The 24776-nt window shown below is 64.6% G+C and carries 25 protein-coding genes, 1 tRNA gene and 1 riboswitch; of the genes, 12 read left to right on the forward strand and 14 right to left on the reverse strand.

Annotated features, from left to right (window positions below):
* Positions 1-37 precede the first annotated feature (37 nt).
* The 3 genes from betI (at position 38) to betA (ending at position 3783) form a co-directional block, all read left to right on the forward strand.
* Positions 38-607, forward strand: coding sequence for a choline-binding transcriptional repressor BetI (gene betI / locus JWJ88_RS03935; protein ID WP_205294803.1), 570 nt, complete (start codon positions 38-40; stop codon positions 605-607).
* Complete coding sequence (gene betB / locus JWJ88_RS03940) at positions 604-2049, forward strand: betaine-aldehyde dehydrogenase (RefSeq protein ID WP_205294804.1); 1446 nt, start codon at positions 604-606, stop codon at positions 2047-2049. The genes betI and betB overlap by 4 nt, the downstream gene beginning before the upstream one ends.
* Before the next feature lie 81 nt (positions 2050-2130).
* On the forward strand, positions 2131-3783 hold the full coding sequence (betA, locus tag JWJ88_RS03945) for a choline dehydrogenase (protein ID WP_205294805.1): 1653 nt from the start codon (positions 2131-2133) through the stop codon (positions 3781-3783).
* 1 nt (position 3784) lies between these two features.
* On the opposite strand, the gene JWJ88_RS03950 is transcribed toward betA, so the two are convergent.
* A complete protein-coding gene (locus JWJ88_RS03950; RefSeq protein ID WP_205294806.1) occupies positions 3785-4312 on the reverse strand; it encodes a YceD family protein in 528 nt (175 codons plus the stop codon).
* A gap of 114 nt (positions 4313-4426) precedes the next feature.
* Between JWJ88_RS03950 and JWJ88_RS03955 the strand changes: the two genes are divergently transcribed.
* Positions 4427-4882: an outer membrane protein assembly factor BamE gene (locus JWJ88_RS03955; protein ID WP_205294807.1), complete on the forward strand. Its 456-nt coding sequence runs from the start codon at positions 4427-4429 to the stop codon at positions 4880-4882.
* Positions 4883-4917: 35 nt separating this feature from the next.
* Here JWJ88_RS03955 and msrB read toward each other — a convergent pair whose 3' ends face one another.
* On the reverse strand, positions 4918-5310 hold the full coding sequence (gene msrB, locus JWJ88_RS03960) for a peptide-methionine (R)-S-oxide reductase MsrB (RefSeq protein ID WP_205294808.1): 393 nt from the start codon (positions 5308-5310) through the stop codon (positions 4918-4920).
* Positions 5311-5408: 98 nt separating this feature from the next.
* Here msrB and JWJ88_RS03965 point away from each other — a divergent pair, with 98 nt between their 5' ends.
* From JWJ88_RS03965 to rnd, 3 genes are all read left to right on the forward strand, one after another.
* On the forward strand, positions 5409-6164 hold the full coding sequence (locus tag JWJ88_RS03965; protein WP_205294809.1) for a GNAT family N-acetyltransferase: 756 nt from the start codon (positions 5409-5411) through the stop codon (positions 6162-6164).
* 43 nt (positions 6165-6207) lie between these two features.
* Positions 6208-7338 (forward strand): tRNA guanosine(34) transglycosylase Tgt, encoded by a 1131-nt coding sequence (tgt, locus tag JWJ88_RS03970; protein ID WP_205294810.1) that lies wholly within the window; start codon positions 6208-6210, stop codon positions 7336-7338.
* 124 nt (positions 7339-7462) lie between these two features.
* The gene (rnd, locus tag JWJ88_RS03975) at positions 7463-8635 is read left to right on the forward strand and encodes a ribonuclease D (protein ID WP_205295112.1); all 1173 of its coding nucleotides are present in this window, start codon (positions 7463-7465) and stop codon (positions 8633-8635) included.
* A gap of 6 nt (positions 8636-8641) precedes the next feature.
* Here rnd and JWJ88_RS03980 read toward each other — a convergent pair whose 3' ends face one another.
* The 4 genes from JWJ88_RS03980 to hisA are packed head-to-tail and all read right to left on the reverse strand — an operon-like array spanning position 8642 to position 10975.
* Positions 8642-9142, reverse strand: a complete 501-nt coding sequence (locus JWJ88_RS03980) for an MgtC/SapB family protein (RefSeq protein ID WP_205294811.1) — start codon at positions 9140-9142, stop codon at positions 8642-8644.
* 4 nt (positions 9143-9146) lie between these two features.
* Positions 9147-9473 (reverse strand): phosphoribosyl-ATP diphosphatase, encoded by a 327-nt coding sequence (locus tag JWJ88_RS03985; RefSeq protein WP_205294812.1) that lies wholly within the window; start codon positions 9471-9473, stop codon positions 9147-9149.
* Positions 9470-10231, reverse strand: coding sequence for an imidazole glycerol phosphate synthase subunit HisF (gene hisF / locus JWJ88_RS03990; RefSeq protein ID WP_205294813.1), 762 nt, complete (start codon positions 10229-10231; stop codon positions 9470-9472). The genes JWJ88_RS03985 and hisF overlap by 4 nt, the downstream gene beginning before the upstream one ends.
* A 27-nt stretch (positions 10232-10258) precedes the next feature.
* Entirely contained in the window at positions 10259-10975 is a 717-nt protein-coding gene (gene hisA, locus JWJ88_RS03995; protein ID WP_205294814.1) for a 1-(5-phosphoribosyl)-5-[(5-phosphoribosylamino)methylideneamino]imidazole-4-carboxamide isomerase, read from the reverse strand.
* 159 nt (positions 10976-11134) lie between these two features.
* On the opposite strand from hisA, the gene JWJ88_RS04000 reads away from it, so the two are divergent.
* On the forward strand, positions 11135-11521 hold the full coding sequence (locus JWJ88_RS04000) for a DUF2147 domain-containing protein (RefSeq protein ID WP_205294815.1): 387 nt from the start codon (positions 11135-11137) through the stop codon (positions 11519-11521).
* Positions 11522-11619: 98 nt separating this feature from the next.
* Here JWJ88_RS04000 and hisH read toward each other — a convergent pair whose 3' ends face one another.
* Together hisH and hisB are read right to left on the reverse strand one after the other, a co-directional pair.
* Entirely contained in the window at positions 11620-12249 is a 630-nt protein-coding gene (hisH, locus tag JWJ88_RS04005) for an imidazole glycerol phosphate synthase subunit HisH (protein ID WP_205294816.1), read from the reverse strand.
* On the reverse strand, positions 12249-12836 hold the full coding sequence (gene hisB / locus JWJ88_RS04010) for an imidazoleglycerol-phosphate dehydratase HisB (RefSeq protein WP_205294817.1): 588 nt from the start codon (positions 12834-12836) through the stop codon (positions 12249-12251). Before hisB ends, hisH begins: the two co-directional genes overlap by 1 nt.
* A 177-nt stretch (positions 12837-13013) precedes the next feature.
* Here hisB and JWJ88_RS04015 point away from each other — a divergent pair, with 177 nt between their 5' ends.
* The 3 genes from JWJ88_RS04015 (at position 13014) to carB (ending at position 17526) form a co-directional block, all read left to right on the forward strand.
* Complete coding sequence (locus JWJ88_RS04015; protein ID WP_205294818.1) at positions 13014-13640, forward strand: hypothetical protein; 627 nt, start codon at positions 13014-13016, stop codon at positions 13638-13640.
* A 3-nt stretch (positions 13641-13643) separates the two neighbouring features.
* On the forward strand, positions 13644-14006 hold the full coding sequence (locus JWJ88_RS04020) for a cell division protein ZapA (RefSeq protein ID WP_205294819.1): 363 nt from the start codon (positions 13644-13646) through the stop codon (positions 14004-14006).
* 187 nt (positions 14007-14193) lie between these two features.
* Positions 14194-17526 (forward strand): carbamoyl-phosphate synthase large subunit, encoded by a 3333-nt coding sequence (gene carB, locus JWJ88_RS04025; RefSeq protein WP_205294820.1) that lies wholly within the window; start codon positions 14194-14196, stop codon positions 17524-17526.
* Between the two features lie 283 nt (positions 17527-17809).
* Here carB and JWJ88_RS04030 read toward each other — a convergent pair.
* The 4 genes from JWJ88_RS04030 to JWJ88_RS04045 all read right to left on the reverse strand — a co-directional run bounded on the left by JWJ88_RS04030 (position 17810) and on the right by JWJ88_RS04045 (position 21109).
* A tRNA-Glu gene (locus JWJ88_RS04030) sits at positions 17810-17884 on the reverse strand.
* Between the two features lie 119 nt (positions 17885-18003).
* Positions 18004-19758: a single-stranded-DNA-specific exonuclease RecJ gene (gene recJ / locus JWJ88_RS04035; protein WP_205294821.1), complete on the reverse strand. Its 1755-nt coding sequence runs from the start codon at positions 19756-19758 to the stop codon at positions 18004-18006.
* Positions 19759-19810: 52 nt separating this feature from the next.
* Positions 19811-20776, reverse strand: coding sequence for a class II fructose-bisphosphatase (glpX, locus tag JWJ88_RS04040; protein ID WP_205294822.1), 966 nt, complete (start codon positions 20774-20776; stop codon positions 19811-19813).
* An 81-nt stretch (positions 20777-20857) separates the two neighbouring features.
* The gene (locus tag JWJ88_RS04045; protein WP_205294823.1) at positions 20858-21109 is read right to left on the reverse strand and encodes a BolA family protein; all 252 of its coding nucleotides are present in this window, start codon (positions 21107-21109) and stop codon (positions 20858-20860) included.
* Positions 21110-21178: 69 nt separating this feature from the next.
* On the opposite strand from JWJ88_RS04045, the gene JWJ88_RS04050 reads away from it, so the two are divergent.
* Positions 21179-21805, forward strand: coding sequence for a J domain-containing protein (locus JWJ88_RS04050; RefSeq protein ID WP_205294824.1), 627 nt, complete (start codon positions 21179-21181; stop codon positions 21803-21805).
* Positions 21806-21977: 172 nt separating this feature from the next.
* On the opposite strand, the gene metK is transcribed toward JWJ88_RS04050, so the two are convergent.
* The gene (gene metK, locus JWJ88_RS04055) at positions 21978-23144 is read right to left on the reverse strand and encodes a methionine adenosyltransferase (protein ID WP_205294825.1); all 1167 of its coding nucleotides are present in this window, start codon (positions 23142-23144) and stop codon (positions 21978-21980) included.
* 4 nt (positions 23145-23148) lie between these two features.
* Positions 23149-23197, reverse strand: a riboswitch (SAM-SAH riboswitch).
* A gap of 32 nt (positions 23198-23229) precedes the next feature.
* Positions 23230-24768, reverse strand: a complete 1539-nt coding sequence (gene lnt / locus JWJ88_RS04060; RefSeq protein WP_205294826.1) for an apolipoprotein N-acyltransferase — start codon at positions 24766-24768, stop codon at positions 23230-23232.
* Positions 24769-24776 lie beyond the last annotated feature (8 nt).

Raw genomic sequence — 24776 nt, forward strand, 5'->3', positions numbered from 1 at the left:
AATTCTCCAACGAAACTGCACAGATTGGTATCCTGTTATGCCCAAGCTTGGCGCCGAACCTATCCGAAAGGCAGCATTAATCAACGCTGCGATCGTCACGGTGGGGCGCGCGGGGTCGCTTGACGTCACCGTAGCGCAGATCGCCCGCGAGGCCGGGATGTCGTCGGCGCTGGCGCATCACTATTTCGGCTCGAAAGAGCGGATTTTTCTTGCGGCGATGCGGCACATCCTGACGCAATACGGGGACACCACCCGCGCGGCGCTGCGCGGAACGGAACTGCCGCGTGACCGGCTGCGCGCCATCATCAGCGCCAGCTTCGACAGCGTGAATTTCGAGCATAATACCATTGCCGCCTGGCTGAATTTCTATGCGCTGGCAGTCGTCGAACCTCAGGCGGCGCGGCTGTTGCGGGTCTATCACCGCCGGCTTGCTTCGAATCTGCTGGCGGCGCTGCGACCCTTGGCGGGTCCCGATGCCGAACAGATCGCCGGCACGCTGGGGGCGCTGATCGACGGGCTTTACCTGCGCGCGGCACTGTCGGATACGGCCGATGCCGCAGCAGCCGAATGCATGACACTGGATTATCTGGAGAAGGTGCTGCCATGAGCCATGACGCGCAACCACAGGCCAGCCTTTATATCGACGGCGGTTTCGTCGAGGGCGAGGGCGAGGCGCTGGCCGTGCGTTATCCCTTTACCGGCGAGGTGATCGCGCGGCTGCACGAGGCGAGCGGCGACCAGATCGCCCAAGCCACTGCCGCAGCCGCTGCGGCCCAGCCGGCCTGGGCTGCGGCCCGACCGGTTGAACGCGGCCGGGTGCTGATCCGCGCGGCGCAGATCATCCGCGAGCGTGCCGAGGAACTGGCCCGGCTGGAAACACTGGATACCGGCAAGCCGATTCAGGAAACGCGAGTTGCTGATTGGCCCTCGGGCGCGGAGGCGCTGGAATATTTCGGCGGGCTTGCACCGACGGTCACCGGGCAGATGATCCCGCTGGGCGGTGATTTCGTCTATACCATTCGCGAGGCGCTGGGGGTTTGCGCGGGGATCGGTGCCTGGAACTATCCCAGTCAGATCGCCTGCTGGAAGGCCGCGCCTGCGCTGGCCATGGGCAATGCCATGGTATTCAAGCCAAGCGAGGAAACGCCGCTCGGTGCCTTGAAACTGGCCGAGATCCTGACCGAAGCCGGTTTGCCCGCAGGTATCTTCAACGTCGTGCAGGGGCGCGGCGAGGTCGGGGCGTCGCTGGTGACCGACCCACGGGTGGCCAAGGTTTCGCTGACCGGCTCGGTCGCCACCGGGCAAAAGGTGTATGCTGCGGCGGCCGGGGGGATGCGCCATGTCACCATGGAATTGGGCGGTAAATCGCCGCTGATCGTGTTCGATGACGCCAGCCTTGAGGATGCGGTCGGTGCTGCGGTGCTGGCGAATTTCTATTCCTCCGGCCAGATCTGCTCGAACGGAACGCGGGTTTTCGTGCAAGAGGGCATCCGGCAGCAATTCCTTGACCGGCTGGCCGAAAGGCTTGCCGGGGTCAGGATCGGCGATCCGCTGGACGAGACCACCCAACACGGGCCCATCGTCAGCCCGGCGCAGGCGGCCAAGATCCGCACCGCCATCGCGCGCGGCATGGCCGAGGGCGCGCGGCTGGTTTGCGGCGGTCCGGGCGAGGGGGCATTTGTGCCGCCGACCGTCTTTGCCGACACCTCGGACGAGATGTGGATCGTGCGCGAAGAGATTTTCGGTCCGGTCATGTCGGTTCTGGGTTTCGTCACCGAGGCCGAGGTCGTGGCCCGCGCCAACGCCACGCCTTATGGGCTGGCGGCAGGGGTCTTCACCCGCGATCTGGCGCGCGGTCACCGGGTCGCGGCCGCGCTGCAGGCGGGGACCACCTGGATCAACGCCTATAACCTGACCCCGGTCGAGGCGCCCTTTGGCGGAGTGAAGCTGTCGGGGATCGGGCGTGAAAACTCGGCCGCTGCCATCGAGCATTATTCGCAGCTGAAATCGGTCTATGTCGGCATGGGAGGGGTCGATGCGCCCTATTGATCGGCGTTGCGCGGGCGGCGCGGGGGAAATGGGTATTTGGGCAACGAAGAAGGCCGCAGGCGCGGCGCGGAGAGGGCTGGCGTGACCCCGGATTATGTGATCGTGGGCGCAGGTTCCGCCGGTTGCGCGCTGGCTTATCGGCTGGTGATGGCCGGCAAGCGTGTCGATATCATCGAATATGGCGGCAGCGATGTCGGGCCCTTCATCCAGATGCCGGCGGCGCTGAGCTATCCGATGAACATGCGTCGTTACGACTGGGGTTTTTCCTCGGAACCGGAACCTCATCTGGGTGGGCGGAGGCTGGTCACACCGCGGGGCAAGGTGGTCGGCGGCTCGTCCTCGATCAACGGGATGGTGTTTGTGCGCGGCCATGCCAGGGATTTCGATTTCTGGGCCGAGAGCGGGGCGTCCGGCTGGGCCTATGCCGATGTGCTGCCCTATTTCAAGCGGATGGAAAGCTCGCATGGGGCGGTCAGCGACTATCGCGGCACCGAAGGGCCTTTGCATGTGACGCGCGGTTCGCGCAAGAATCCCCTGTTCAACGCCTTTATCCGGGCCGGGCGGGAATCCGGCTATCCCACCACCGAGGATTACAACGGTGCCCGGCAGGAGGGATTCGGCGCCATGGAGGCGACGATCTGGGAGGGGCGGCGTTGGTCTGCCGCCAATGCCTATCTGCGTCCCGCGCAGGCGACGGGGTTGTTGCGGTTACGGCGCGGGCTGGCGCAGCGCGTGGTGTTCGAAGACGGCCGCGCCGTGGGCGTCGAGGTCAGGAATACACGTGGTGTCAACGTGTTCCGCGCCAAGACCGAGGTGATTCTTTCGGCCAGTTCGATCAATACGCCCAAGCTTTTGATGCTGTCGGGTATCGGCCCGGCCGGGCATCTGCGCGAGCATGGCATCGAGGTTCTGGCGGATCGGCCCGGCGTGGGTGCGAACCTGCAAGACCACCTTGAAGTCTATATGCAATATACCGCGACCAAGCCGGTCACGCTTTACAAGCATTGGAATCTCTGGGGAAAAGGCTCCATCGGGGCGCAATGGCTGGCGACCGGAACCGGGCTTGGGGCCTCGAACCAGTTCGAAAGCTGCGGCTTTATCCGCTCGGCTGCGGGCGTCGAATATCCTGACATCCAGTATCATTTTCTGCCGCTTGCGGTTCGCTATGACGGCAAGGCAGCGGCTGAAGGGCATGGTTTTCAGGTCCATGTCGGGCCGATGCGGTCGAAATCGCGCGGCACGGTGCGGTTGAAATCGACCGATCCCAAGGCGGCGCCCGAGATTCGCTTTAACTATATGTCGCACCCCGACGACTGGGCCGAGTTCCGCGCCTGCGTGCGACTGACGCGCGAGATATTCGGGCAGCCCGCCTTTGCCCAGTACAAGGGGTATGAGATCCAGCCGGGCGAGGGTGTGGTCACCGACACCGAGATCGACGGCTTTATCCGCGACCATGCCGAGTCGGCCTTTCATCCCTGTGGCACGGCGCGCATGGGCGGGGAAGACGATCCCATGGCGGTGGTCGATCCCGAGCTGCGGGTGATCGGGGTCGAGGGATTGCGCGTCGCGGACAGTTCGGTTTTTCCGCGCATCACCAACGGCAACCTGAACGCGCCCTCGATCATGACCGGCGAAAAGGCCGCCGATCATATTTTGGGTCTGGGGATGCTCGCGCCGCTGAACCTGGGGCCGGAGCTTTCACCGGATTGGGAAAAACTCCAGAGATCTCTATAGGTTATTCGCTATTATTCGGGTTCTTTAGCAGGTCCGCAAGCCCTGAGAAAGGCTTGCGGGTCGGCTCTTCGGGCTCGGGTTCCGATGCGTCGAGCGCGGCCCCCTTGGCGCGCGGGTAAAGCGGCAGGGCCAGAACCAGCGTCTCGGTCATGATCGCCTCGACGTCGATGAATTGGCCCAAAGGTTCCATTTCTTCGTCCGGCATTTCGATTTCCTCGCCCTCGGGCGTGCCGACATGGGGCGAAAAGACGCGATGCACAGCTTCGCGCAGGTCGGTCTGGACCGGGGCCAAGGTCACCACGCAAGGCTGTACCACGCGGGCCGTCAACTCACCCGTGACCTCCCACGCGTCGCTGGCTACGGCACGGATGCGGCCGGAAAACCCCAGCCGGGGCAGGGCGTTCAGCCCCAACTCGGCCGCCAGCGCCGCTCGCGCGGGGGCGTCGGGGGCCAGTGCGAAATCGGTCGGCTGCCGGGGGTTCAGATGGGCCACCCGGAACCGGGTCTGCTGGGATTTGGAATTGGTCATCGGTGGCCTTTCGCGGGCAAATTCGCCCTGGGTCTGGATATTCTTGAGCGTGAGGCACGAGTTTGCTAAGCCGGTCGCGCGGCGTCAACAGGCGCGTAATGGGACAGAGAGAAGATGAAGATTTCACGGCGGCAGCTCATGGGTCTTGCGTTGGCCGCGTCTCTTGGCCTTTCCGCCTGTCAGGCCACCTATCGCAATCATGGCTATGTTCCCCCCGAGGAGCAATTGGCCCAGGTGGTGGTCGGCCAGACCACCCAAGCCGAGCTGGAGGGGCTGATCGGCCGGCCTTCGGCGCAGGGGCTGCTGACCGGTTCGGCCTGGTATTACGTCGGGTCGCGCTGGCAGTTCTATGGTCCGCGCGAGCCGCGCGAGGTCGATCGTCAGGTGCTTGCCATCAGCTTTGCCGAGAACGGCGTGGTCAGCAATGTCGAGCGTTTTGGGATGGAACGCGGGCAGGTCGTGGTGTTGTCGCGCCGCGTCACCGATACCGGCGTGGTCAGCCTTGGCCTGATCCGCCAGCTTCTGGGCAATATCGGCCGCGTTCAGGCCGGCGATTTCCTGGGGGATTAAGCGAAAAAGGGGCGCTTGCCGGCGCCCTTTTCCGTTCATCCCGGCTGAGGCACAAAGCGCAGCGCCACGCCGTTGATGCAATAGCGCAGGCCCGAAGGCGGCGGGCCGTCGGGGAAGACATGGCCAAGATGCGCGTCGCAGCGATGGCAGCGCACCTCGGTTCGGATCATGCCGTGGCTGGTGTCGCTGTGCTCGTCAATCGGGCCACCGGGGCCGGAAAAACTGGGCCAGCCGCAGTGGCTTTCAAACTTGGCGTCGCCATCGAACAACCGCGCCCCGCAGCACACGCATTCGTAATATCCCGGCCCATTCGGGAAGCCCGGATGCGAAAACGGCCGCTCGGTTCCCGCCTGCCGGGTCACGCGATAGGTTTCGGCGTCCAGTTGCGCCCGCCATTCCGCATCGCTTTTGATGATCCGCTCTGACATCTTGGCCCTTCAGTCCTTATATGCTGTTGTTACAAGATAGGTGCAGTGTAAGTGGTGACAAGTCGAAGCGGGACCGGCTCAAGATCGGACGGGACGCCATGAGGCCATTGCGCAAGGGTCGTTACCAGGTTGGCTTTGCTGAAAGCGACGCGGATATTCGCAGCGCGCAGCAATTGCGTTGGCTTTGCTTTCTGGGCCGGTACGACGAGGCTGACGGCCGGGAGCTGCTGGATGCCGATGATTACGACGGGCGTTGCAGCCATGTGCTGATTCGCGAAACCGCCACGGGCCAACTGGTCGCTTGCTTTCGCATGCTGACCTTGTCCGCCGGAGCCGAGATCGGCGACAGCTATTCGGCGCGCCATTACAACCTGTCACGTCTGCGCGATTACCGGGGCCGCATGGCCGAGATCGGTCGTTTCTGCATCCATCCCCAATGGCATGACCCCGATATCCTGCGACTCGCCTGGGGAGCGCTGGCCCGCCATGTCGATGAACAGCGTATCGAGATGCTTTTCGGCTGCTCCAGCTTTGCGGGCGTCGATACCCATGGCTACGAGGATGCCTTTGCCATGCTGCGCGAGCGGCATCTGGCGCCGAAACGCTGGCTGCCGCGGGTCAAGGCCCCGCAGGTCTTTCGCTTTGCCCGCGTGCTGCGGCTGCGCAAGGCAGACCCGCGTCGCGCCATGGCGGCGATGCCGCCGCTTTTGCGCTCATACCTCGCCATGGGGGGATGGGTCAGCGATCATGCGGTGGTGGATCGCCAGCTTGATACGCTGCATGTCTTTACCGGGCTGGAGGTTTGCGCCATTCCTCCGGGGCGGGCGAAGCTCTTGCGGATGGCAGGGGGCTAAGGCGGCTTTGCATCCGGCGCGCAAAGCGCCTATGTGGCGGCGCATGAGCGACAGATTCCAATTCTCGGTCCAGGCCACCGACGGCCGTGCCCGCACCGGTGTCATCAGCACCCCCCGGGGCGAAATCCGCACCCCCGCCTTCATGCCCGTCGGCACCGCCGCCACGGTCAAGGCGATGCTGCCCGAATCGGTGCGCGCCACCGGTGCCGATATTCTTTTGGGCAACACCTATCATTTGATGCTGCGCCCCGGCGCGGAACGCATCGCCCGGCTGGGTGGGCTGCACAAGTTCATGAACTGGCCACGCCCGATTCTGACCGATTCGGGCGGGTTTCAGGTCATGTCGCTTTCCAGCCTGCGCAAGCTGACCGAAGAAGGCGTGACCTTTTCCAGCCATGTCGATGGCTCCAAGCATCACCTGTCGCCTGAAAGCAGCATGCAGATCCAGCGCCTGCTGGGGTCCGATATCGTCATGGCCTTCGATGAATGCCCCGCGCTGCCGGCGTCCGAAGACGAGGTGGCGAAATCCATGCGCATGTCGATGCGATGGGCGCAGCGATCACGTGACGCCTTTGGCGACCGGCCTGGCCATGCGCTGTTCGGCATCATGCAGGGCGGCGTCACCCGCGAATTGCGCGAGGAATCCGCCGAGGCGCTGAAATCCATCGGTTTTGAAGGCTATGCCATCGGCGGCCTTGCCGTGGGCGAGGGGCAAGAGGCGATGTTCGGCGTGCTGGACTATGCGCCGGGTTGCCTGCCCGAGGACAAGCCGCGCTACCTGATGGGCGTGGGCAAGCCGGACGATATCGTCGGTGCGGTGGTGCGCGGCGTGGACATGATGGATTGCGTGCTGCCCTCGCGCTCGGGGCGCACCGGGCAGGCGTGGACCCGTCGCGGCCAGGTCAATGTCAAGAACGCACGGCATGCCGACGACCCCCGCCCGCTGGACGAAGAATGCAGTTGTCCGGCTTGCACAGGCTATTCCCGTGCTTATCTGCATCATGTCTTTCGCGCTGGCGAGATGATCTCGGGCATGCTGCTGACCTGGCATAATCTGCACTACTTCCAAGAGCTGATGGCCGGTCTGCGTGATGCCATCGCGCGCGGAGCCCTGACCAGTTTTGTCACCGAATTCGAGGCAATGCGGGCACAGGGTGACATAGATCCGTTATGAAACGCGGGATCATCTCTTGAATTCTGACAAACCTTAGATAATCCCGAAAGGATTCGCTGGCGGAAGAACCGCCCTCTGAAAGAGCCATATGCCCGCAAAAGCAACCCAAGATCAAAATCCCGAGATCCGCACCCTTACCACCACGGATGAACTGGCCGAGTTCTGCGCCCTCGCAAAAACCCAGCCCTATGTCACACTCGACACCGAATTCCTGCGCGAACGGACTTATTATTCCAGGCTGTGCCTGATTCAGGCCGCGCTGCCTTCAGCCTCGGGGGCGAAAGCGGCGGGCGGCACTGCGGTGCTGATCGACCCTATGGTCGAAGGGCTGTCGCTTGAGCCGCTTTACGACCTTTTCCGTCACCAAGCGACGGTCAAGGTGTTCCACGCCGCCCGGCAGGATCTGGAGATCTTCTTTCACGATGCGGGCGTCATGCCCGACCCGCTGTTCGACACGCAAATCGCCGCCATGGTCTGCGGCTTTGGCGAGCAGGTGGGCTATGAGACACTGGTCAAGAAGATCGCCCGCCAGCCGCTGGACAAGTCCTCGCGCTTTACCGATTGGTCGCATCGGCCGCTTTCGGATGCGCAGGCCGCCTATGCGCTGGCCGACGTGACGCATCTGCGCGCGATTTACGAATTCCTGTCGACCCAGTTGGAAAAGACCGGCCGCGCGCCTTGGGTCGCCGAAGAGGTCGCGGTTCTGCTGAACCCCGAAACCTATATCACCCGGCCCGAAGAGGCGTGGGAGCGGGTGCGCACCCGCTCCGGTTCGCCGCGCTTTCTGGCCGTGGTGCGCGAACTCGCCCGCTTTCGCGAAACCTATGCCCAGGATCGCGACATTCCCCGCGCCCGGGTGTTCAAGGATGACGCGCTGATCGAGCTTGCCTCGACCAAGCCGCTGACCGAAGGCGATCTGGCCAAGTCCCGCTTGCTTTTGCGTGACGCCCGCCGGGGCGAGATCGCCAATGGCATCCTTGCTGCGGTCAAGGCCGGGGTCGATGCGCGCGAACTGCCCAAGCCCGCCCCCGAAGAACCGGGCCGACCCGGCAACGCAGCGTTGGCCGAGCTTTTGCGCGTGCTGTTGAAGGCCAAGGCCGATTCGGCTGGGGTGGCGCCGCGGCTGATCGCCTCGGCCGCCGATCTTGACGCCATCGCCTCGGGCGCACGGGATGTGCCTGCGCTTTCGGGCTGGCGGGCCGAGGTTTTCGGCCATGACGCATTGCGGCTGGCGGCGGGCGAGATTGCCTTGTCCGCGCAGGGTGGGGTGGTCAAGGTCGTGCCGGTTCCGGTCTGAAGCGCGCTAATCCGCGTCGCTGTCCGCAGTATCGCGGGCGGCGGGGCTGACCAGCGCCCGGACTAGATACAGCACCACCATGGCCATGGCGGTGGCCATCAGCGCCAGTCGCAGGTCGCCGGTGCCGCAGCAGAGGCCGATGGCGCCGCAAAGCCACATTGAAGCGCCGGTGGTGATGCCGCGTACGTTGCCCTTGCTGATGACGATCGAGCCGGCGGCCAGAAAGGCCACGCCCGCAGTCACCGCCTCGATGAGGCGCAAGGGGTCGGTGCGCTGCTGCTCTTCGTTCACGGGGCTGAAATCGACCAGTTCCATCGCCACCAGCGTAAAGCAGGCCGCGGCCAATGCGATCAGCATATGCGTGCGCAGGCCGGCGGCGCGGGATTTGACCTCGCGCTCCCAGCCGATCACTCCGCCCAACAGAACCGCCATGGTCAGCCGCAGAGCGACCACCCCGGCGGGCAGGCTCATGGGGCGCGAGAACTCGCCCACCAGCATGTCCAGCATGATGTTACTTTCGAGACGCTTTTTCCTCGATCCCCGAACGCCCCTCGCGGCGGTCGAGTTCATTTTCCACGTCGGAAAGCGTCACATCGCGGGCGGCAAGCATGACCAGCAGATGATAGATCGTGTCGGCGGCTTCACAGATCAGCCTGTCGCGGTCGCCCTTGACCGCCTCGATGATCGCCTCGATGGCTTCCTCGCCGAATTTCTCGGCGCATTTCTCGGGGCCCTTCGCCAGCAGGTTTGCCGTCCAGCTTGTCGCGGGGTCGGTGCCCTTGCGGGAAGCGATGGTGTCCGCCAGCCGCTGCAGGCTGGTTACGTCCGGCCCGCTCATGTCAGGCGCACCGGGATGCCGGCGGCGGCCATATGCTCTTTGGCCTCGCGGATGGTGAAGGTGCCGAAATGAAAGATCGAGGCCGCCAGCACCGCCGAGGCATGGCCTTCCAGCACACCCTCGGCCAGATGCGACAGCTCGCCCACCCCGCCCGAAGCGATCACCGGAATGCCCACGGCATCGGCGACGGCGCGGGTCAGCGGGATGTTGAAACCGGCTTTGGTGCCGTCCCGGTCCATGCTGGTCAGCAGGATCTCGCCTGCGCCCTTGGCGGCCACGGTGCGGGCGAATTCCACCGCGTCGATGCCGGTCGGCTTGCGCCCGCCGTGGGTAAATATCTCCCATTTCCCGGGCGCGACCGTCTTGGCGTCGATGGCGCAGACGATGCACTGGCTGCCGAACCGATCAGCGGCCTCGGCGATCACATCCGGGTCGGCCACGGCGGCCGAGTTGAAGCTGACCTTGTCTGCGCCAGCCAGCAGCAGGTCGCGCACATCCTTGTGGCTGCGCACGCCGCCACCCACGGTCAGCGGCACGAAACAGGCTTCGGCGGTGCGCGTCACCAGATCGTACATGGTGCCGCGATTCTCATGCGTGGCATGGATGTCGAGGAAACAGATCTCATCCGCGCCGGCGGCGTCATAGGCGCGTGCCGCCTCGACCGGATCGCCGGCATCGACAAGGTCCACGAAATTCACGCCCTTGACCACGCGGCCATCGGCGACATCCAGACAGGGGATCACACGGGTCTTGAGCATGAAGCTTTGTTACCTCGTCCGGCGTGCTCAGGCCAGCGCCTTCAGCGCCGCGCCCAGGTCGATGGCGCCATCGTAAAGCGCCCGACCCGAAATTGCTCCGGCGATGATGCCGGTGTTGCGCAGCGCCAGCAGATCCTGCATCGAGGACACCCCGCCCGAGGCGATGACCGGAATATTCACCGCCCGCGCCAGCGCTTCGGTCGCCGCGATGTTGGGTCCGGCCATGGCCCCGTCGCGGTCGATGTCGGTATAGATGATCGCGGCGACGCCCGCGTCCTGAAAGCGATGCGCCAGATCGACGGCCATCACATCGGTTTCCTCGGCCCAGCCGCGGGTCGCCACCCGGCCGCCGCGCGCGTCGATGCCCACCGCGATCTTGCCCGGGAATGCCATCGCCGCCTCGCGCACCAGATCGGGCTTTTCGACCGCAACCGTGCCCAGAATCACCCGCGACAAGCCCCGATCCAGCCACTCCTCGATGGTCGCCATGTCGCGGATGCCGCCGCCCAACTGGGCGGGCACGTCGATGGCGGCCAGGATCGCCTCGACTGCGGCGGCATTCACCGGCTTGCCGGCAAAGGCACCGTTGAGGTCGACCAGATGCAGCCATTCCGCCCCGGCGTCCTGAAAGGCGCGGGCCTGCGCTGCGGGATCCGAACCAAAGACGGTCGCCGCCTCCATGTCGCCGCGCAGCAGCCGTACGCAATTGCCGTCCTTGAGGTCGATCGCGGGATAAAGGATCATCGCATCTCTCCTGATAGCGTGGCGCCCCTTTGCCACAGCCGCCGCCGATCCGAAAGACCCCGCCCCCAAAGCCGCGACCTCACGTCAGGCTTGATCGGGGCATCGCGCCTTCGCATCCTGCGCGCAGGAACCATGACCCCGGGGGAGGGGGGAACCACCATGAAGATACTGACCATCGCCGCCCTGCTTGCGCTTGCAGGCACTGCTGCCAATGCTCAAGGCATCGACGGCATCTTTCAGACCCAGGCCAATGACGACGGCAATGTCGGCATGGTCGAGTTCTACGATTGTGGCGGAAAATATTGCGGCAGGCTGATCAAAAGTTTCGACAAGTCGGGCAAAGAGATTCAATCGCCCCACACCGGCAAGAACATCGTCGCCAATATGAGTGATAATGGCGGCGGTAAATTCTCGGGCGGCACGATCTGGGACCCCGGTGCGGACAAGACCTATAAGTCGAAAATGCAACTGAACGGCAAGGCGCTCGACGTCTCGGGCTGCATTGCGGTCTTCTGCAAGACCCAGCACTGGGTCCGGGCCAGATAGGCCCGGCTTCTTTCGTGTTCAAATATCCCGGGGGACGCGCTTGCCGCCCCCGTCAAGGGGGCGACAAGCGCGGGGGGCAGAGCCCCCGCCAGCGCCCGTCAGGGGCGCCAGCGCAGGAAATTGCCGATGATGCGCAAACCTGTCGCCTGCGACTTTTCCGGATGAAACTGCGTGCCGACGATATTGTCGCGCCCAACTACGGCCGTCACCGGCCCGCCGTAATCGGCCGTGGCCAAAAGATGCGCTTCGTCCGTGACGCGAAACTGCCAGCTATGCACGAAATAGGCGTGATCGCCCGAGGAAATGCCATCAAGCAGCGGATGCGGGTGCAGCACCTTCAGATCGTTCCAGCCCATATGCGGCACTTTCAGGCCCGGCGCCCGGATCGCCTCGATTTCGCCGCCGATCCATCCCAGACCATTGGTATCACGATACTCATGCCCGATCCCGGCCAGCATCTGCATACCGACGCAGATGCCCATGAAGGGCACGGCCCGCGCCAGTACCGCCTCGTGCAGCGCCTCGACCATGCCGGGCACGGCGTCGAGCGCGACGCGGCAGGCCGGAAAGGCGCCGTCGCCCGGCAGCACGATACGGTCGGCGCGCGCCACCTTTTCGGGATCGGAGGTCACTACCACCTCGGCCCCGGTCTCGCGTCCCATCAGGGCAAAGGCTTTCTCGGCCGAATGCAGGTTGCCGCTGTCGTAATCGACCAGTGCGACCCGCATCAAAGCGCGCCCTTGGTCGAGGGCAAAACGCCCGCCATGCGCAGATCCGGCTCGACCGCCTCGCGCAGGGCCCGCGCCACCGCCTTGAAGGCGGCCTCGGCGATGTGGTGGGCGTTGAAGCCGCTCAGCCGGTCCACATGCAGCGTGATCCCGCCATGGGTGGAAAGCGCCTGAAAGAATTCGCGCACCAGTTCGGTGTCGAAGCTGCCGATCTTTTGCGCCGGGAAATCCACGTTCCATGCCAGCCATGGCCGTGCCGAAAGATCCAGCGCCGCGCGCACAAGCGCATCGTCCATCGCCAGATGGAACGAGCCATAGCGCCGGATACCCTTTTTGTCTCCCAGCGCCTGCGCCAGCGCCTGTCCGATGGCGATGCCGGTGTCCTCGACCGTGTGATGGTCGTCTATATGCAGATCACCCTTGGCCCGCACCGTCAGGTCGATCAGCGAATGCCGCGAAAGCTGGTCCAGCATGTGATCGAAGAAACCGACGCCGGTCTGGTTGTCATAGCGGCCGGTGCCGTCGAGGTTCAGCTCGACCTCGATCTGCGTCTCGGCCGTCTCGCGGGTGATCTTTGCGCGGCGCATCTGGCGTCTCTCCTCATGCAGGCTGGTTGCCTTATAGGGCTGGACCGGGCGGCTGAAAAGCCGATGCGGCACGCAGATCCGCCGGTAAACTCTGCCCGTCCTTGTCATATGGCCGATGCAATGCGAAAAGTGACGGGCGACCCCCAAAGGACAAGCGACCCGAAAGGATCCTGGTCGATGAGAAATGACTTGAACGTCAGCGAAAAGCGGCTGATCGCGGCCTTGGACCGCATTGACCAATTTCTGGACCGGACGGCCCTGGCGCAGCGCGCCTCGCCCTCCGCATCTTCGTCCGGCGATGCCGAGGCGCGATTGCACGAACTGCATGCTGAAAACCAGCGCCTTTCCCAAGAGCTTGCGGCCTTGCATGCGCGTCAGGCCAGCATGCTTTCCGACTGCGAGACGCGCTTGGCGCAGGCGCATGAGCGTCTGGTTCAGGCCGGGCAGGAGGCCGCGCGGCTTTCGGCCGCGAACGAGGCGCTGACATCCGCCAATCGTGCCCTGATCGCGACGCAGGATCAGGGTGCGTCACCCGACGATATCCGCCTTGCGCTTGAGGCCGAGGTCGAATCGCTGCGCGCCGTCCGCGCCGCCGAGGTTGCGCAGATGGGCGAGATCGTCGATGCGCTGGACCGCATGATCGACGATCCGGCGCCCCCGGCCCATGACGATGCGCCACCCGCTGTGGTCGATGCCCAAAAGGCCGAAGCAGCGGTGATCGCGGGCGACGAACAGGCGAGCGAGGTGGCCGGGACGGCCGCATTGGCCCGCGATGATGCCACCGTGGACGGGGAAAGGGGCTGAACAATGGCCGAAGTGGATTTCTCGATCGGGCACAAATCCTATACGCTGGCCTGCCAGGAAGGCGAGGAGCGGCTGCTGAAGCGTGCCGCCGGCCTGCTGGATGCCGAGGCGCAGGTGATTCTTGAACAGGCCGGCCGGATGCCCGAGCCGCGGCTTTTGCTGCTGTCGGGGCTGATGCTGGCCGATCGGACCTCGGGTCTGGAAGATCGCGTCGCCACGCTGGAGCGCGAGTTGGCGCGGATGAGGACCAATCCGCAGCGCGTGGAGGTGCCGGTGGTGCCCGAAAGCCTGTCGGAGGCCATGGCCGAACTCGCCGCCCGGGCAGAGGCCCTGGCCCAGAAGGCCGAGGATCAGGCGGCGGACTAAGCGCCTTACGTCGCGGTTTTTTGGGTATTTAAGCAACGAAGAAAGGGCGGGGCCGGTGCGTGGTTTGCGGCGCGTCCTTGTGTTGGGGCGGAGTTTTTGGCCGGCTGTGCCGCGCGGACCCTTGCGACTTTGCCCGCCATGGATATAACCCCGGACGATTTATCAGCCGCCAGCCCGAGGGACCGTCATGCCGAAAAGAACCGATATCAAATCCATCCTGATCATCGGTGCCGGCCCTATCGTCATCGGCCAGGCATGCGAATTCGACTATTCCGGCGCCCAGGCCTGCAAGGCGTTGCGCGAGGAAGGCTACCGGGTCATCCTTGTGAACTCGAACCCCGCCACGATCATGACCGATCCCGAGATGGCGGATGCGACCTATATCGAGCCGATCACCCCAGAGGTGGTCGAGAAGATCATCGCCAAGGAACGGCCCGACGCGCTTTTGCCGACCATGGGCGGTCAGACAGGGCTGAACACCGCCCTGGCGCTGGCGGATATGGGGGTGCTGAACCGCTATGGCGTCGAGCTGATCGGTGCGCAGCGCGCCGCCATCGAGATGGCCGAGGATCGCAAGCTGTTCCGCGAGGCCATGGACCGCATCGGTCTGGAAAACCCGCGCGCCACCATCGTTGCAGCGCCGAAGCATCCCAACGGGCGCTATGATATCGCTGCGGGCGTCGCGATGGCGACCGAGGCGCTGGAGGATATCGGTTTGCCTGCCATCATCCGCCCTGCGTTTACTCTGGGCGGGACCGGCGGCGGCGTCGCCTATAACCGCGACGATTACGAGCGCATCGTGCGGTCGGGGCTGGAAGCCTCGCCCGTCGCGCAGGTGCTGGTCGATGAAAGCCTGCTGGGCTGGAAAGAATACGAGATGGAGGTCGTGCGCGACCGCGCTGACAACGCCATCATCGTCTGTTCGATCGAGAACGTCGACCCGATGGGTGTGCATACAGGCGATTCGATCACCGTCGCCCCGGCGCTGACGCTGACCGACCGTGAATACCAGCGTATGCGCAACGGCTCGATTGCGGTTTTGCGCGAGATCGGCGTCGAGACCGGAGGTTCGAACGTGCAATGGGCGATCAACCCCAAGGACGGCCGCATGGTGGTGATCGAGATGAACCCGCGGGTGTCGCGGTCCTCGGCGCTGGCGTCCAAGGCGACCGGCTTCCCGATCGCCAAAATTGCCGCAAAGCTGGCGGTGGGTTTTACGCTGGACGAGTTGGACAACGACATCACCCGGGTCACTCCGGCCTCGTTCGAGCCGTCGATCGACTATGTTGTCACCAAGATCCCCCGCTTTGCCTTTGAAAAATTCCCGGGATCGAAAGCCGAACTGACCACGGCGATGAAATCGGTGGGCGAGGTGATGGCCATTGGCCGGACCTTCCACGAATCGCTGCAAAAGGCGCTGGCCTCGATGGAGAACGGCCTGACCGGGCTGGACGATATCGAGATACCCGGCGCGCCGGACAAGGCGGCCATCATCAAGGCGATCAGCCAGCAGACCCCCGACCGGCTGCGCCTGATCGCGCAGGCCATGCGTCACGGGCTGAGCGATGACGAAATCCTTCACGCCACCAGTTTCGATCCGTGGTTCCTGAGCCGCATCCGCGAGATCGTCGATACCGAGGCCGGGATTCGCGCCTCGGGGCTGCCTGCCGATCTTGACGGGCTGCGCAGGTTGAAGATGATGGGCTTTACCGATGCACGGCTGGCCGACCTGGCCGGGAAAACCGAGACCGAGGTGCGCCAGTCCCGCCGCGCGATGGACCTGCATCCGGTCTTCAAGCGCATCGACACCTGTGCCGCCGAATTCGAGGCCCAGACCCCCTATATGTACTCGACCTATGAAGTTCCCGCGATGGGCGAGGTCGAGAACGAGGCCCGTCCCAGCGACCGCAAGAAGGTCGTGATCCTGGGCGGCGGCCCGAACCGTATCGGTCAGGGCATCGAATTCGACTATTGCTGCTGCCACGCCTGTTTCGCGCTGACCAAGGCCGGTTACGAGACCATCATGGTCAACTGCAACCCCGAGACGGTTTCGACCGACTATGACACCTCGGACCGGCTTTATTTCGAACCGCTGACGCTGGAACACGTCCTTGAAATCCTGCGCATCGAGCAAGAGAACGGCACGCTGCACGGCGTCATCGTCCAGTTCGGCGGCCAGACGCCGCTGAAGCTTGCCAACGCGCTGGAGGCCGAAGGCATTCCGATCCTTGGCACCACTCCCGATGCCATCGACCTGGCCGAGGATCGTGAGCGGTTCCAGAAACTGCTGAACGACCTGGGCCTGAAGCAACCGATCAACGGTATCGCCCGCAGCGGCGCCGAGGCGCTGGACATCGCCGCCCGCATCGGCTTTCCGCTGGTCATCCGCCCGTCCTATGTCCTTGGCGGTCGCGCGATGGAGATCGTGCGCGACGTGGACCAACTCAACCGCTATATCCGCGAGGCCGTGCAGGTTTCGGGTGACAGCCCGGTGCTTCTGGACAGCTATCTCTCGGGCGCCATCGAGGTGGATGTCGACGCGCTTTGCGACGGGCAGAACGTCCATGTCGCCGGCATCATGGAGCATATCGAAGAGGCCGGCGTCCATTCCGGCGACTCGGCCTGTTCGCTGCCGCCGCATACGCTGGACGCCGCCACCATCGCGGAACTGAAAACCCAGACCGAGGCGATGGCCCGCGCGCTGAACGTCGTCGGTCTGATGAACGTGCAGTTTGCGCTGAAGGACGGCGCGATCTATGTGCTTGAGGTCAACCCGCGTGCCTCGCGCACCGTGCCCTTTGTCGCCAAGGCCACCGACAGCGCCATCGCCTCGATCGCGGCGCGGCTTATGGCGGGCGAGCCGATGTCGAACTTCCCCACCCGGCCGGCCTATCCCGCAGGGGTTGGCCCGGACGATCCGCTGCCCTTTGCCGATCCGATGACGCTGGCCGATCCGAACACGCCCTGGTTCTCGGTCAAGGAGGCGGTGCTGCCCTTTGCCCGCTTCCCCGGTGTCGATACCTTGCTTGGCCCCGAGATGCGTTCGACCGGCGAAGTCATGGGTTGGGACCGCAGCTTCCCGCGTGCCTTCCTCAAGGCGCAGATGGGGGCGGGGACGACGCTGCCGGATTCCGGGCTGATCTTCATCTCGGTTCGCGATGCCGACAAGACAGAGGCGCTGGCCGAGGCTGCGCGCGACCTGACCGCCATGGGCTTCACGCTGGTTGCCACCCGCGGCACGGCCGAATTCCTGCGCGGGGCCGGGGTCGAGACGGAACTTGTCAACAAGGTGTATGAGGGCCGCCCCAACATCGTGGATCGCCTGAAGAACGACGAGATCGCGATGGTGCTGAACACGACCGAGGGCACGCAGGCCATCGCCGACTCGCGCGAGATCCGGGCCGTCGCGCTGAACGACAAGATCCCCTATTTCACCACGGCGGCCGGAAGCATTGCCGCAGTCGCTGCGATCAAGTCGCGCGGCGATGGGGAAGTCGGAGTCAGGTCGCTGCAGGCGTAAGCCGGCGCATCACCGCACTTATGTCGCTGGCGTATTCATATGTGGATGCGCCGGCGCACTTGATCCGGCCTCGGCACGGTCCCGTGCAATGCGTGACCGTGATGCCTGCAATCCGCGGCTGGTGTCGTGACAGCCTGGCAGAGTTTCAAACCAGCAGGGTATGTGCCTGAAAGGGCATGACGCCGTTCGCGCTTTCGGCGCGATCAAACGGCATGCGCAAATTCCATCATGCCCAACTGGCCGGAAGCCGTCTCAAGAACAGCGGATACTTATGCGGGAAAAGTGGCAGCCCGTAGGGGAGTCGAACCCCTCTTTTCAGGTTGAAAACCTGACGTCCTAACCGATAGACGAACGGGCCACTTTCTGCGTCCGCCGCATCATGCCCGGCGGCGTGGGGCGGTATTTAGGTTCTATGTCGGGGGGCTGCAAGCGGAAAAATCACCCCAAGACAAAGTTTTTCCGGCAAGTCCTGTTGCCTCATCCCACGGGCGCGGCATCCTCCAGCCGCAGGCGCACCCGCTCGCGTCCGCCCCATTGCGATAGCTCCAGCTTGCCTGCCAGATGAAAGCGGCGGCCACGGGCGCCCAGCAGCGCGGGGCCCAGCGGGCCGCTCATCGCGCCCCATGCCACTGCCTCCAGAACCGGGCTGCCGGGGCTGCGGAAGCGCAGGCGCAAATGGCTGTCACCCATCGTCGAGGCGCTGTCGATCAACTGTTCGGCGAATGCGAAACGCGGGGCAGGGGCGGCCTGCCCATAGGGGCCGGCGCGTTCCAGCATCTGCATCAGCTCGACCGTGGCGCCGGCGGGGTCCAGCAGGCCCGAGATGCGCAGCTCTCCGGCGCCGATACGCTCGGCCATCTCGCGGGCCAGAAGCTGCGACAGGCGCTTCATCGCCGCGGGAATCTTCGCCTCTTCGATGGTCAGGCCGGCGGCCATGGCGTGACCGCCCCCCTTCAGCAGCAGCCCCTCGGCGGCAAGGCGTTGGATAGCGCGGCCCAGATCGACGCCGGCCACCGAACGGGCCGAGCCCTTGCCGATACCGTGCTCGATACCGATCACTACTGAAGGCAGGCCGGTCGCCTCTTTGACGCGGGCGGCGACGATGCCGACGACGCCGGGATGCCAGCCTGCGCCCGCTGCCCAAGCCAGACAGTCGGGATCGTCGGAGGTGGCTATGCGCGCCTCGACCTGAGCTAGCGCCTCTTCGCGCACGGCGGCCTCGATGGCGCGGCGATCGCGATTCAATTCGTCCAGTTCGGCTGCCAGCCGCTCGGCCTGCCGTGCGTCGGTGCAAGAAAGGCACATGGCCCCCAGATCCGCGCGTCCGACCCGGCCGCCGGCATTGATGCGCGGACCCAGAAGAAAGCCCAGATGAAAGGCGTTCGGCGCCGAATCCAGCCGTGCCACGTCGGACAGCGCCACCAGCCCCGGACGCTCGCGCCGGGCCATGATAAGCAACCCTTGCCGCACAAAGGCACGATTGACGCCGACCAGAGGCGCGACATCCGCGACCGTTGCCAGCGCCACCAGATCCAGGAGCGCCATCAGGTCGGGCTGCGGTTGGCCCCCCTCGCGCAGCAGTCGGTTGGCCTGTACCAGCGTCAGAAAGACCACGCCTGCAGCGCAAAGGTGGCCAAGGCTGCCATCCTCGTCCGCCCGGTTGGGGTTCACCACGGCCAGCGCGGGCGGCAGGGTCTCGCCACCCTGATGGTGGTCCAGCACGACCACGTCGCAACTGGCTGCCGCCAGCGCCTCATGGCTGAGTGTGCCGCAATCGACGCAGACGATCAGGTCATGGTCGCGCGAAAGCGCCGTCATGGCCGGGGCGTTGGGACCATAGCCTTCGTCGATACGGTCGGGGATATAAAGCGTAGCATCGCGCCCCTGTCGGCGCAGCCAGTCCAGAAGCAGCGCGGCCGAGGCGCCGCCGTCTACGTCGTAATCGGCAAAGATGGCGATGCGCTGGCTGGAAAGCACTGCCGCAACCAGACGTGCGGCGGCCTTGTCCATGTCGCGCAGCGACAGCGGATCGGGCAGCAGGTCGCGCAGCTTTGGCTCAAGATAAAGCGGCGTCTCATGCGCCAGAACGCCGCGTGCGGCCAGCACCCGGCTGACGGGCAGGGGCAGGCGGCTGTCCTGCGCCAGCGCCTGTGCTGCGCGTTCCAAAGCGGCGTCGGGACCGCGCCAGAGGCGGCCGGTCAGCGAAGAGGTGACGGAAAGAAATGCGGTCATGCGGGCTTCATCCCCCATGACCGCCTGTTGTTCAAGCCTGTTGGGCCGTGATTTACTTGATCGGGTTGCGGTAGATCATGCGCCGCACCGAGCCCGTCTTGGAGCGCATCAGGATCGTCTCGGTCTGCAGGTAATGCGGTTCGCGCTTGACGCCGGCCAGGATAGAGCCGTTCGTCACGCCTGTTGCGGCAAAGATCACGTCGGCAGTGACCATCTCGTCACGCGAATAGATCCGGTCCAGATCGGTAATCCCGGCCTTGGCGGCGCGATCCTTTTCATCCTGATTGCGGAACAGCAATTTGCCCCACATCTGCCCGCCCATGCATTTCAGCGCCGACGCGGCCAGCACGCCCTCGGGTGCGCCGCCCGAGCCCATATACATGTCGATGCCGGTCAATTCTGCCTCGGCGCAATGGATCACGCCGGCAACGTCGCCATCGGTGATCAGGCGGATTGCTGCGCCGGTCGAACGCACCTCGGCCACCAGTTCCTCGTGGCGGGGGCGTTCAAGAATGCAGACGGTGATGTCGCTGTCCTTCAGGCCACGCGCCTTGGCCAGCGCCCGTACCCGCTCGGCCGGAGACATGTCGAGGCTGACGATATCCGTGGGATAGCCCGGCCCGATGGCAAGCTTTTCCATGTAGACATCGGGCGCATGCAGCAGCGTGCCGCGGGGCGCCATGGCGATCACGGTCAGCGCATTCGGCATGTCCTTGGCGGTCAGCGTGGTGCCCTCAAGCGGGTCCAGCGCGATATCGACCGCAGGACCCGCGCCAGTGCCGACCTCTTCGCCGATATAGAGCATCGGAGCCTCGTCCCGCTCGCCCTCGCCGATGACGACAACCCCCTTGATGTCCAGCTTGTTCAACTGGTCGCGCATGGCGTTCACGGCGGCCTGGTCGGCAGCCTTCTCGTCTCCACGGCCGATCAGCCGCGCCGAGGCATGTGCCGCCGCCTCGCTGACGCGGGCGAGGCCAAGCGACAGCAGGCGGTCGTTGAAATCCTTGGGCGAGGTCATAGGGAAATTCCTTGTGCTTTCTGGCTTTCCCGGCTTCTACGCCCGGGGTCCGGGGCGAACAAGACTGCGTGCGCTAACGGTTCAGCTTTCCGCCAGTTCCAGTGCCAGCGCATGAATGCGCGGCACGATGTCGCCCAAGGTGCGATGCACCAGCCGGTGGCGCGCGACAGGGTTAAGCCCCGCGAACTGCGCGCTGGCCATGCGGACGCGGAAATGCGTCTCGCCGCCCTCGCGCCAGCCTCCGTGTCCACGATGGTTTTCGCTTTCGTCGACGATTTCCAGCCGGGACGGTTGAAGTTCGGTCAGTCTTTTATGCATCTCGTCGGCAATCATGCGCTTGCCCCCTTTCATGTCTCGCGAAATAGCCTAAACTGCCTGTCCCGTTCAGGACAAGGCAGGGAAATGAGTAACAGCGACCCGTTCGGATTCGATATTTCTGCGGCTGCGGATAAGAAACGCAGGACCAAGGGCCGGCGCGGCATGTCTGGTGCCTTTGAAACCTCGACCCGGCGATGCGACAAGGAAGGCTGCAACCAGCCGGGCCAGTACCGTGCGCCGAAATCGCCGCGGGCGTTGGATGAATATTATTGGTTCTGCAAGGACCATGTGCGTGAATACAACCTGAACTGGAACTATTTCCAAGGCCAGTCTGAGGCTGAGTTTCAGGAATTCCTGGACAATGCCACGGTCTGGGAACGGCCGACCAAGCCGTTCGGCCGCGCCACGCAAGAGCAGAAATGGGCGCGTCATGGGATCGACGATCCGCTGGAGATCCTGGGGGCGAACGGGACCAATCCCGAAATGCGCACACGCGCGGCGCGGAAACTGCCCCCGACCGAACGCCGGGCGTTGGAAATCCTCGAAGCCAAGGAAACCTGGACGCGGGCCGAGATCCGCAAACAATACAAATCGTTGGTCAAGGATCTTCATCCCGATATGAACGGTGGCGACCGCTCGGATGAGGATCGGCTTCAAGAGGTGGTCTGGGCTTGGGACCAAGTCAAGGACAGCCGCAGCTTCAAGGATTGAAGCATGGGGGCTTTGCGCCCCCACGCCCGTCGTGCAAGCCCGACGGGCTTCCCCCGCAGGATATTTGTCCACGAAAGAAACCGGCGAAAGGTCAGACCCGGCCACGGTTTCTTCGTTGCTTAAATACCCTGGGGGAGCGCGGAACGCGCGGGGGCGAAGCCCCCTTGCGCCTCTACAGCTCGCGCTTGATCGCTTCGGCGAGGTCGGTCTTTTCCCATGAGAATCCCCCGTCGGCGTCGGGTGCGCGCCCGAAATGGCCATATGCGGCGGTGCGGCGATAGATCGGGCGGCAGAGCGCCAGATGGTCGCGGATTCCGCGCGGCGTCAGGTCCATGGCGCGCGAGACGGCGCGTTCGATCTCTGCCTCGGGGATCTCGCTGGTGCCGAAAGTATCGGCATAGATGGACAGGGGCTTTGCCACGCCGATGGCATAGGAAAGCTGGATCACGCAGCGTTTGGCGAGGCCTGCGGCAACGACGTTCTTGGCCAGATAGCGTGCGGCATAGGCCGCCGAGCGGTCCACCTTGGTCGGGTCTTTGCCCGAGAAGGCGCCGCCGCCATGCGGGGCTGCGCCGCCATAGGTATCGACGATGATCTTGCGTCCCGTCAGCCCGGCGTCTCCATCCGGTCCGCCGATTACGAAAGTCCCCGTCGGGTTCACCCACCATTCGGTGTTCTCGGTCAGCCAGTCCGTGGGCAGGACCTCGCGGATATAGGGTTCAACGATGGCGCGGATGTCGTCGGAGGTCTGGCTTTCGTCCTTATGCTGGTGCGACAGCACCAGGCTGGTGATCTCGACCGGCTTGCCGTTTTCGTAGCGCAGGCTCAGTTGCGATTTTGCATCCGGGCCCAGTGACGGGGCGTCGCCGGATTTGCGCGCTTCGGCCAGACGGCGCAGGATCGCGTGGGAATACTGGATCGGTGCGGGCATGAGTTCCGGCGTCTCATCGACCGCATAGCCGAACATGATGCCCTGGTCGCCGGCACCGTCGCGGTCCACACCCTGGCTGATATGGGCGGATTGCTCGTGCAGGAAGTTGTGAACGTGACAGGTGTTCCAATGGAACTTTTCCTGCTCATAGCCGATGTCGCGGATGGTGCTGCGGGCGATATGGCCGATGCGGTCCATATATTCGCCAAGCTTTTTCTTGTCGCTTAGCCCGATCTCGCCGCCGATGACCACGGTGCCGGTGGTCGCAAATGTCTCGCAGGCGACGCGGGCGGCCGGGTCCTCGGCCAGAAGCGCGTCCAGCACCGCATCCGATATCTGGTCGCATAATTTGTCGGGGTGCCCCTCGGATACGGATTCCGAGGTGAACACGTAGTTCTGTCTGGCCATGAAATGCTCCGTTGAAATGACGCCGCCACGCCAGGAAGCCGTTGTGGCGGTCAAGCAGAAGCGTTAGTGGACGCGCCCGCCGCCGTCAACTGCGCAACTTGGTGCGGGGTCTTGCCGCGACGCACAGGAAGACGGCCAACGCCAGCGCCACGGCCGGCCAATCGCCCCAACGCGACCATGGTGTCGGCGGCAGCGCGCCGGGCAGTGCCGCGTCGATGCGGCCGGCTTGGTTCATTCCCAACATGGCGCGGGGCGTCCCGCGTGCGTCGATTACGGCCGAGACACCGGTATTGGCTGCTCGCATCAGCGGCAGGCCCGATTCGATGGCGCGCAACCGGGCTTGTGCCAGATGCTGCCATGGGCCCGAGATCTGGCCGAACCAGGCATCGTTGGTCACCTGCAGCAGCCATGCGGGCCGGTTTTCTCCGGAAATCAGATGATAAGAAAAGACGGCCTCGTAGCAGATCAGCGGCTGCATCGGCGGCAGGCCGGACAGGTGCATGACTTGCGCCCCAGGTCCGGCGGAATAGCCAAAGCCGTGTTGAGCGGCGAAGGCACGGATGCCAAACCGCGCCATCATGTCGCCCCAAGGCGTGTATTCGCCAAAGGGAACGAGGTGGAATTTGTCGTAGATCGGTCCGATGCCTTGGTCGGTAAATTCGGTCAGGCTGTTGAAATAGCGGCTGCCCTCAACCCTCTGGATACCAAGGATCACCGGAGCGCCGACGTAGGCCGCGATATCCTGCGGGGCGGTGCCCGATTGTTCTAGCAGGAAGTTCACCGCCGTTTCGGGCCAGATCACCGCGTCGGGTGGCGGCATGCCCGGGTCGCGCGCGGTTGAAAGATCAAGCATGCGGCGAAAAAAGACCTCGGACCAATAGGGGTCCCATTTCAGGGCCTGTGTCGCGTCGGGTTGGATCAGCCGCAGGCGCGGGCCGGTATCGGGCGGAAGCGGCTGGGCCAAACGCGCAAGCCCCGCGCTCCACGCGGTAGCGACGACCAATACCGCCAGGACCGTGCCCGGTAGCGCAGGAAAACGGCCCGGGCGGCGGAAGGCCAGCGGCAGGGCGGCGCAAAGCATGGTCAGACCCGACAGCCCGATGGCGCCAAGGGTTGCCGCTGTCTGTCCTGCAGGGGTGTCGATCCAGATATGGCCGGTCAGAGCCCAGGGCAGGCCGGTGAAAATCCAGCCTCGGATCCAGTCGGACAGCACGATCAGTGCCGCGAACCCAATCCCTTGCCGGGGAAATCCAGGAGCGAGCCGGGCGGCAAGCCAGGCGGGGATGGTCCAGAACAATGCCCCGCCAGCGGCCATAAGAACCAAGGCGAAGGGGCCCATCCAGCCGTAGATATCTGCCTCGACCAGAAAGGGCTCGACGATCCAAGACATGGCCAGGGCAAAATAACCCAGCCCGGCAGCAAAAGCGTGCCAAGCCGTGCGGCGCGGCGTTTCGGCGCAAGCGACGCGATGGCAGAGCAGGGCCAGCGCCAACAGGCTCAGTGGCCACAGATTCCATGGCGCTTGACCCAGTGCCGCTGCTGCCCCCAGCCCGGCATCAAAAACGAGGGTGACCCAGAAGGGACGCCCACCTCGCGATGATGACGTGAGGGCCGGAGGGGCCATGAAAGCGG

The sequence above is a fragment of the Paracoccus methylovorus genome, assembly GCF_016919705.1.
GTDB lineage: Bacteria > Pseudomonadota > Alphaproteobacteria > Rhodobacterales > Rhodobacteraceae > Paracoccus > Paracoccus methylovorus.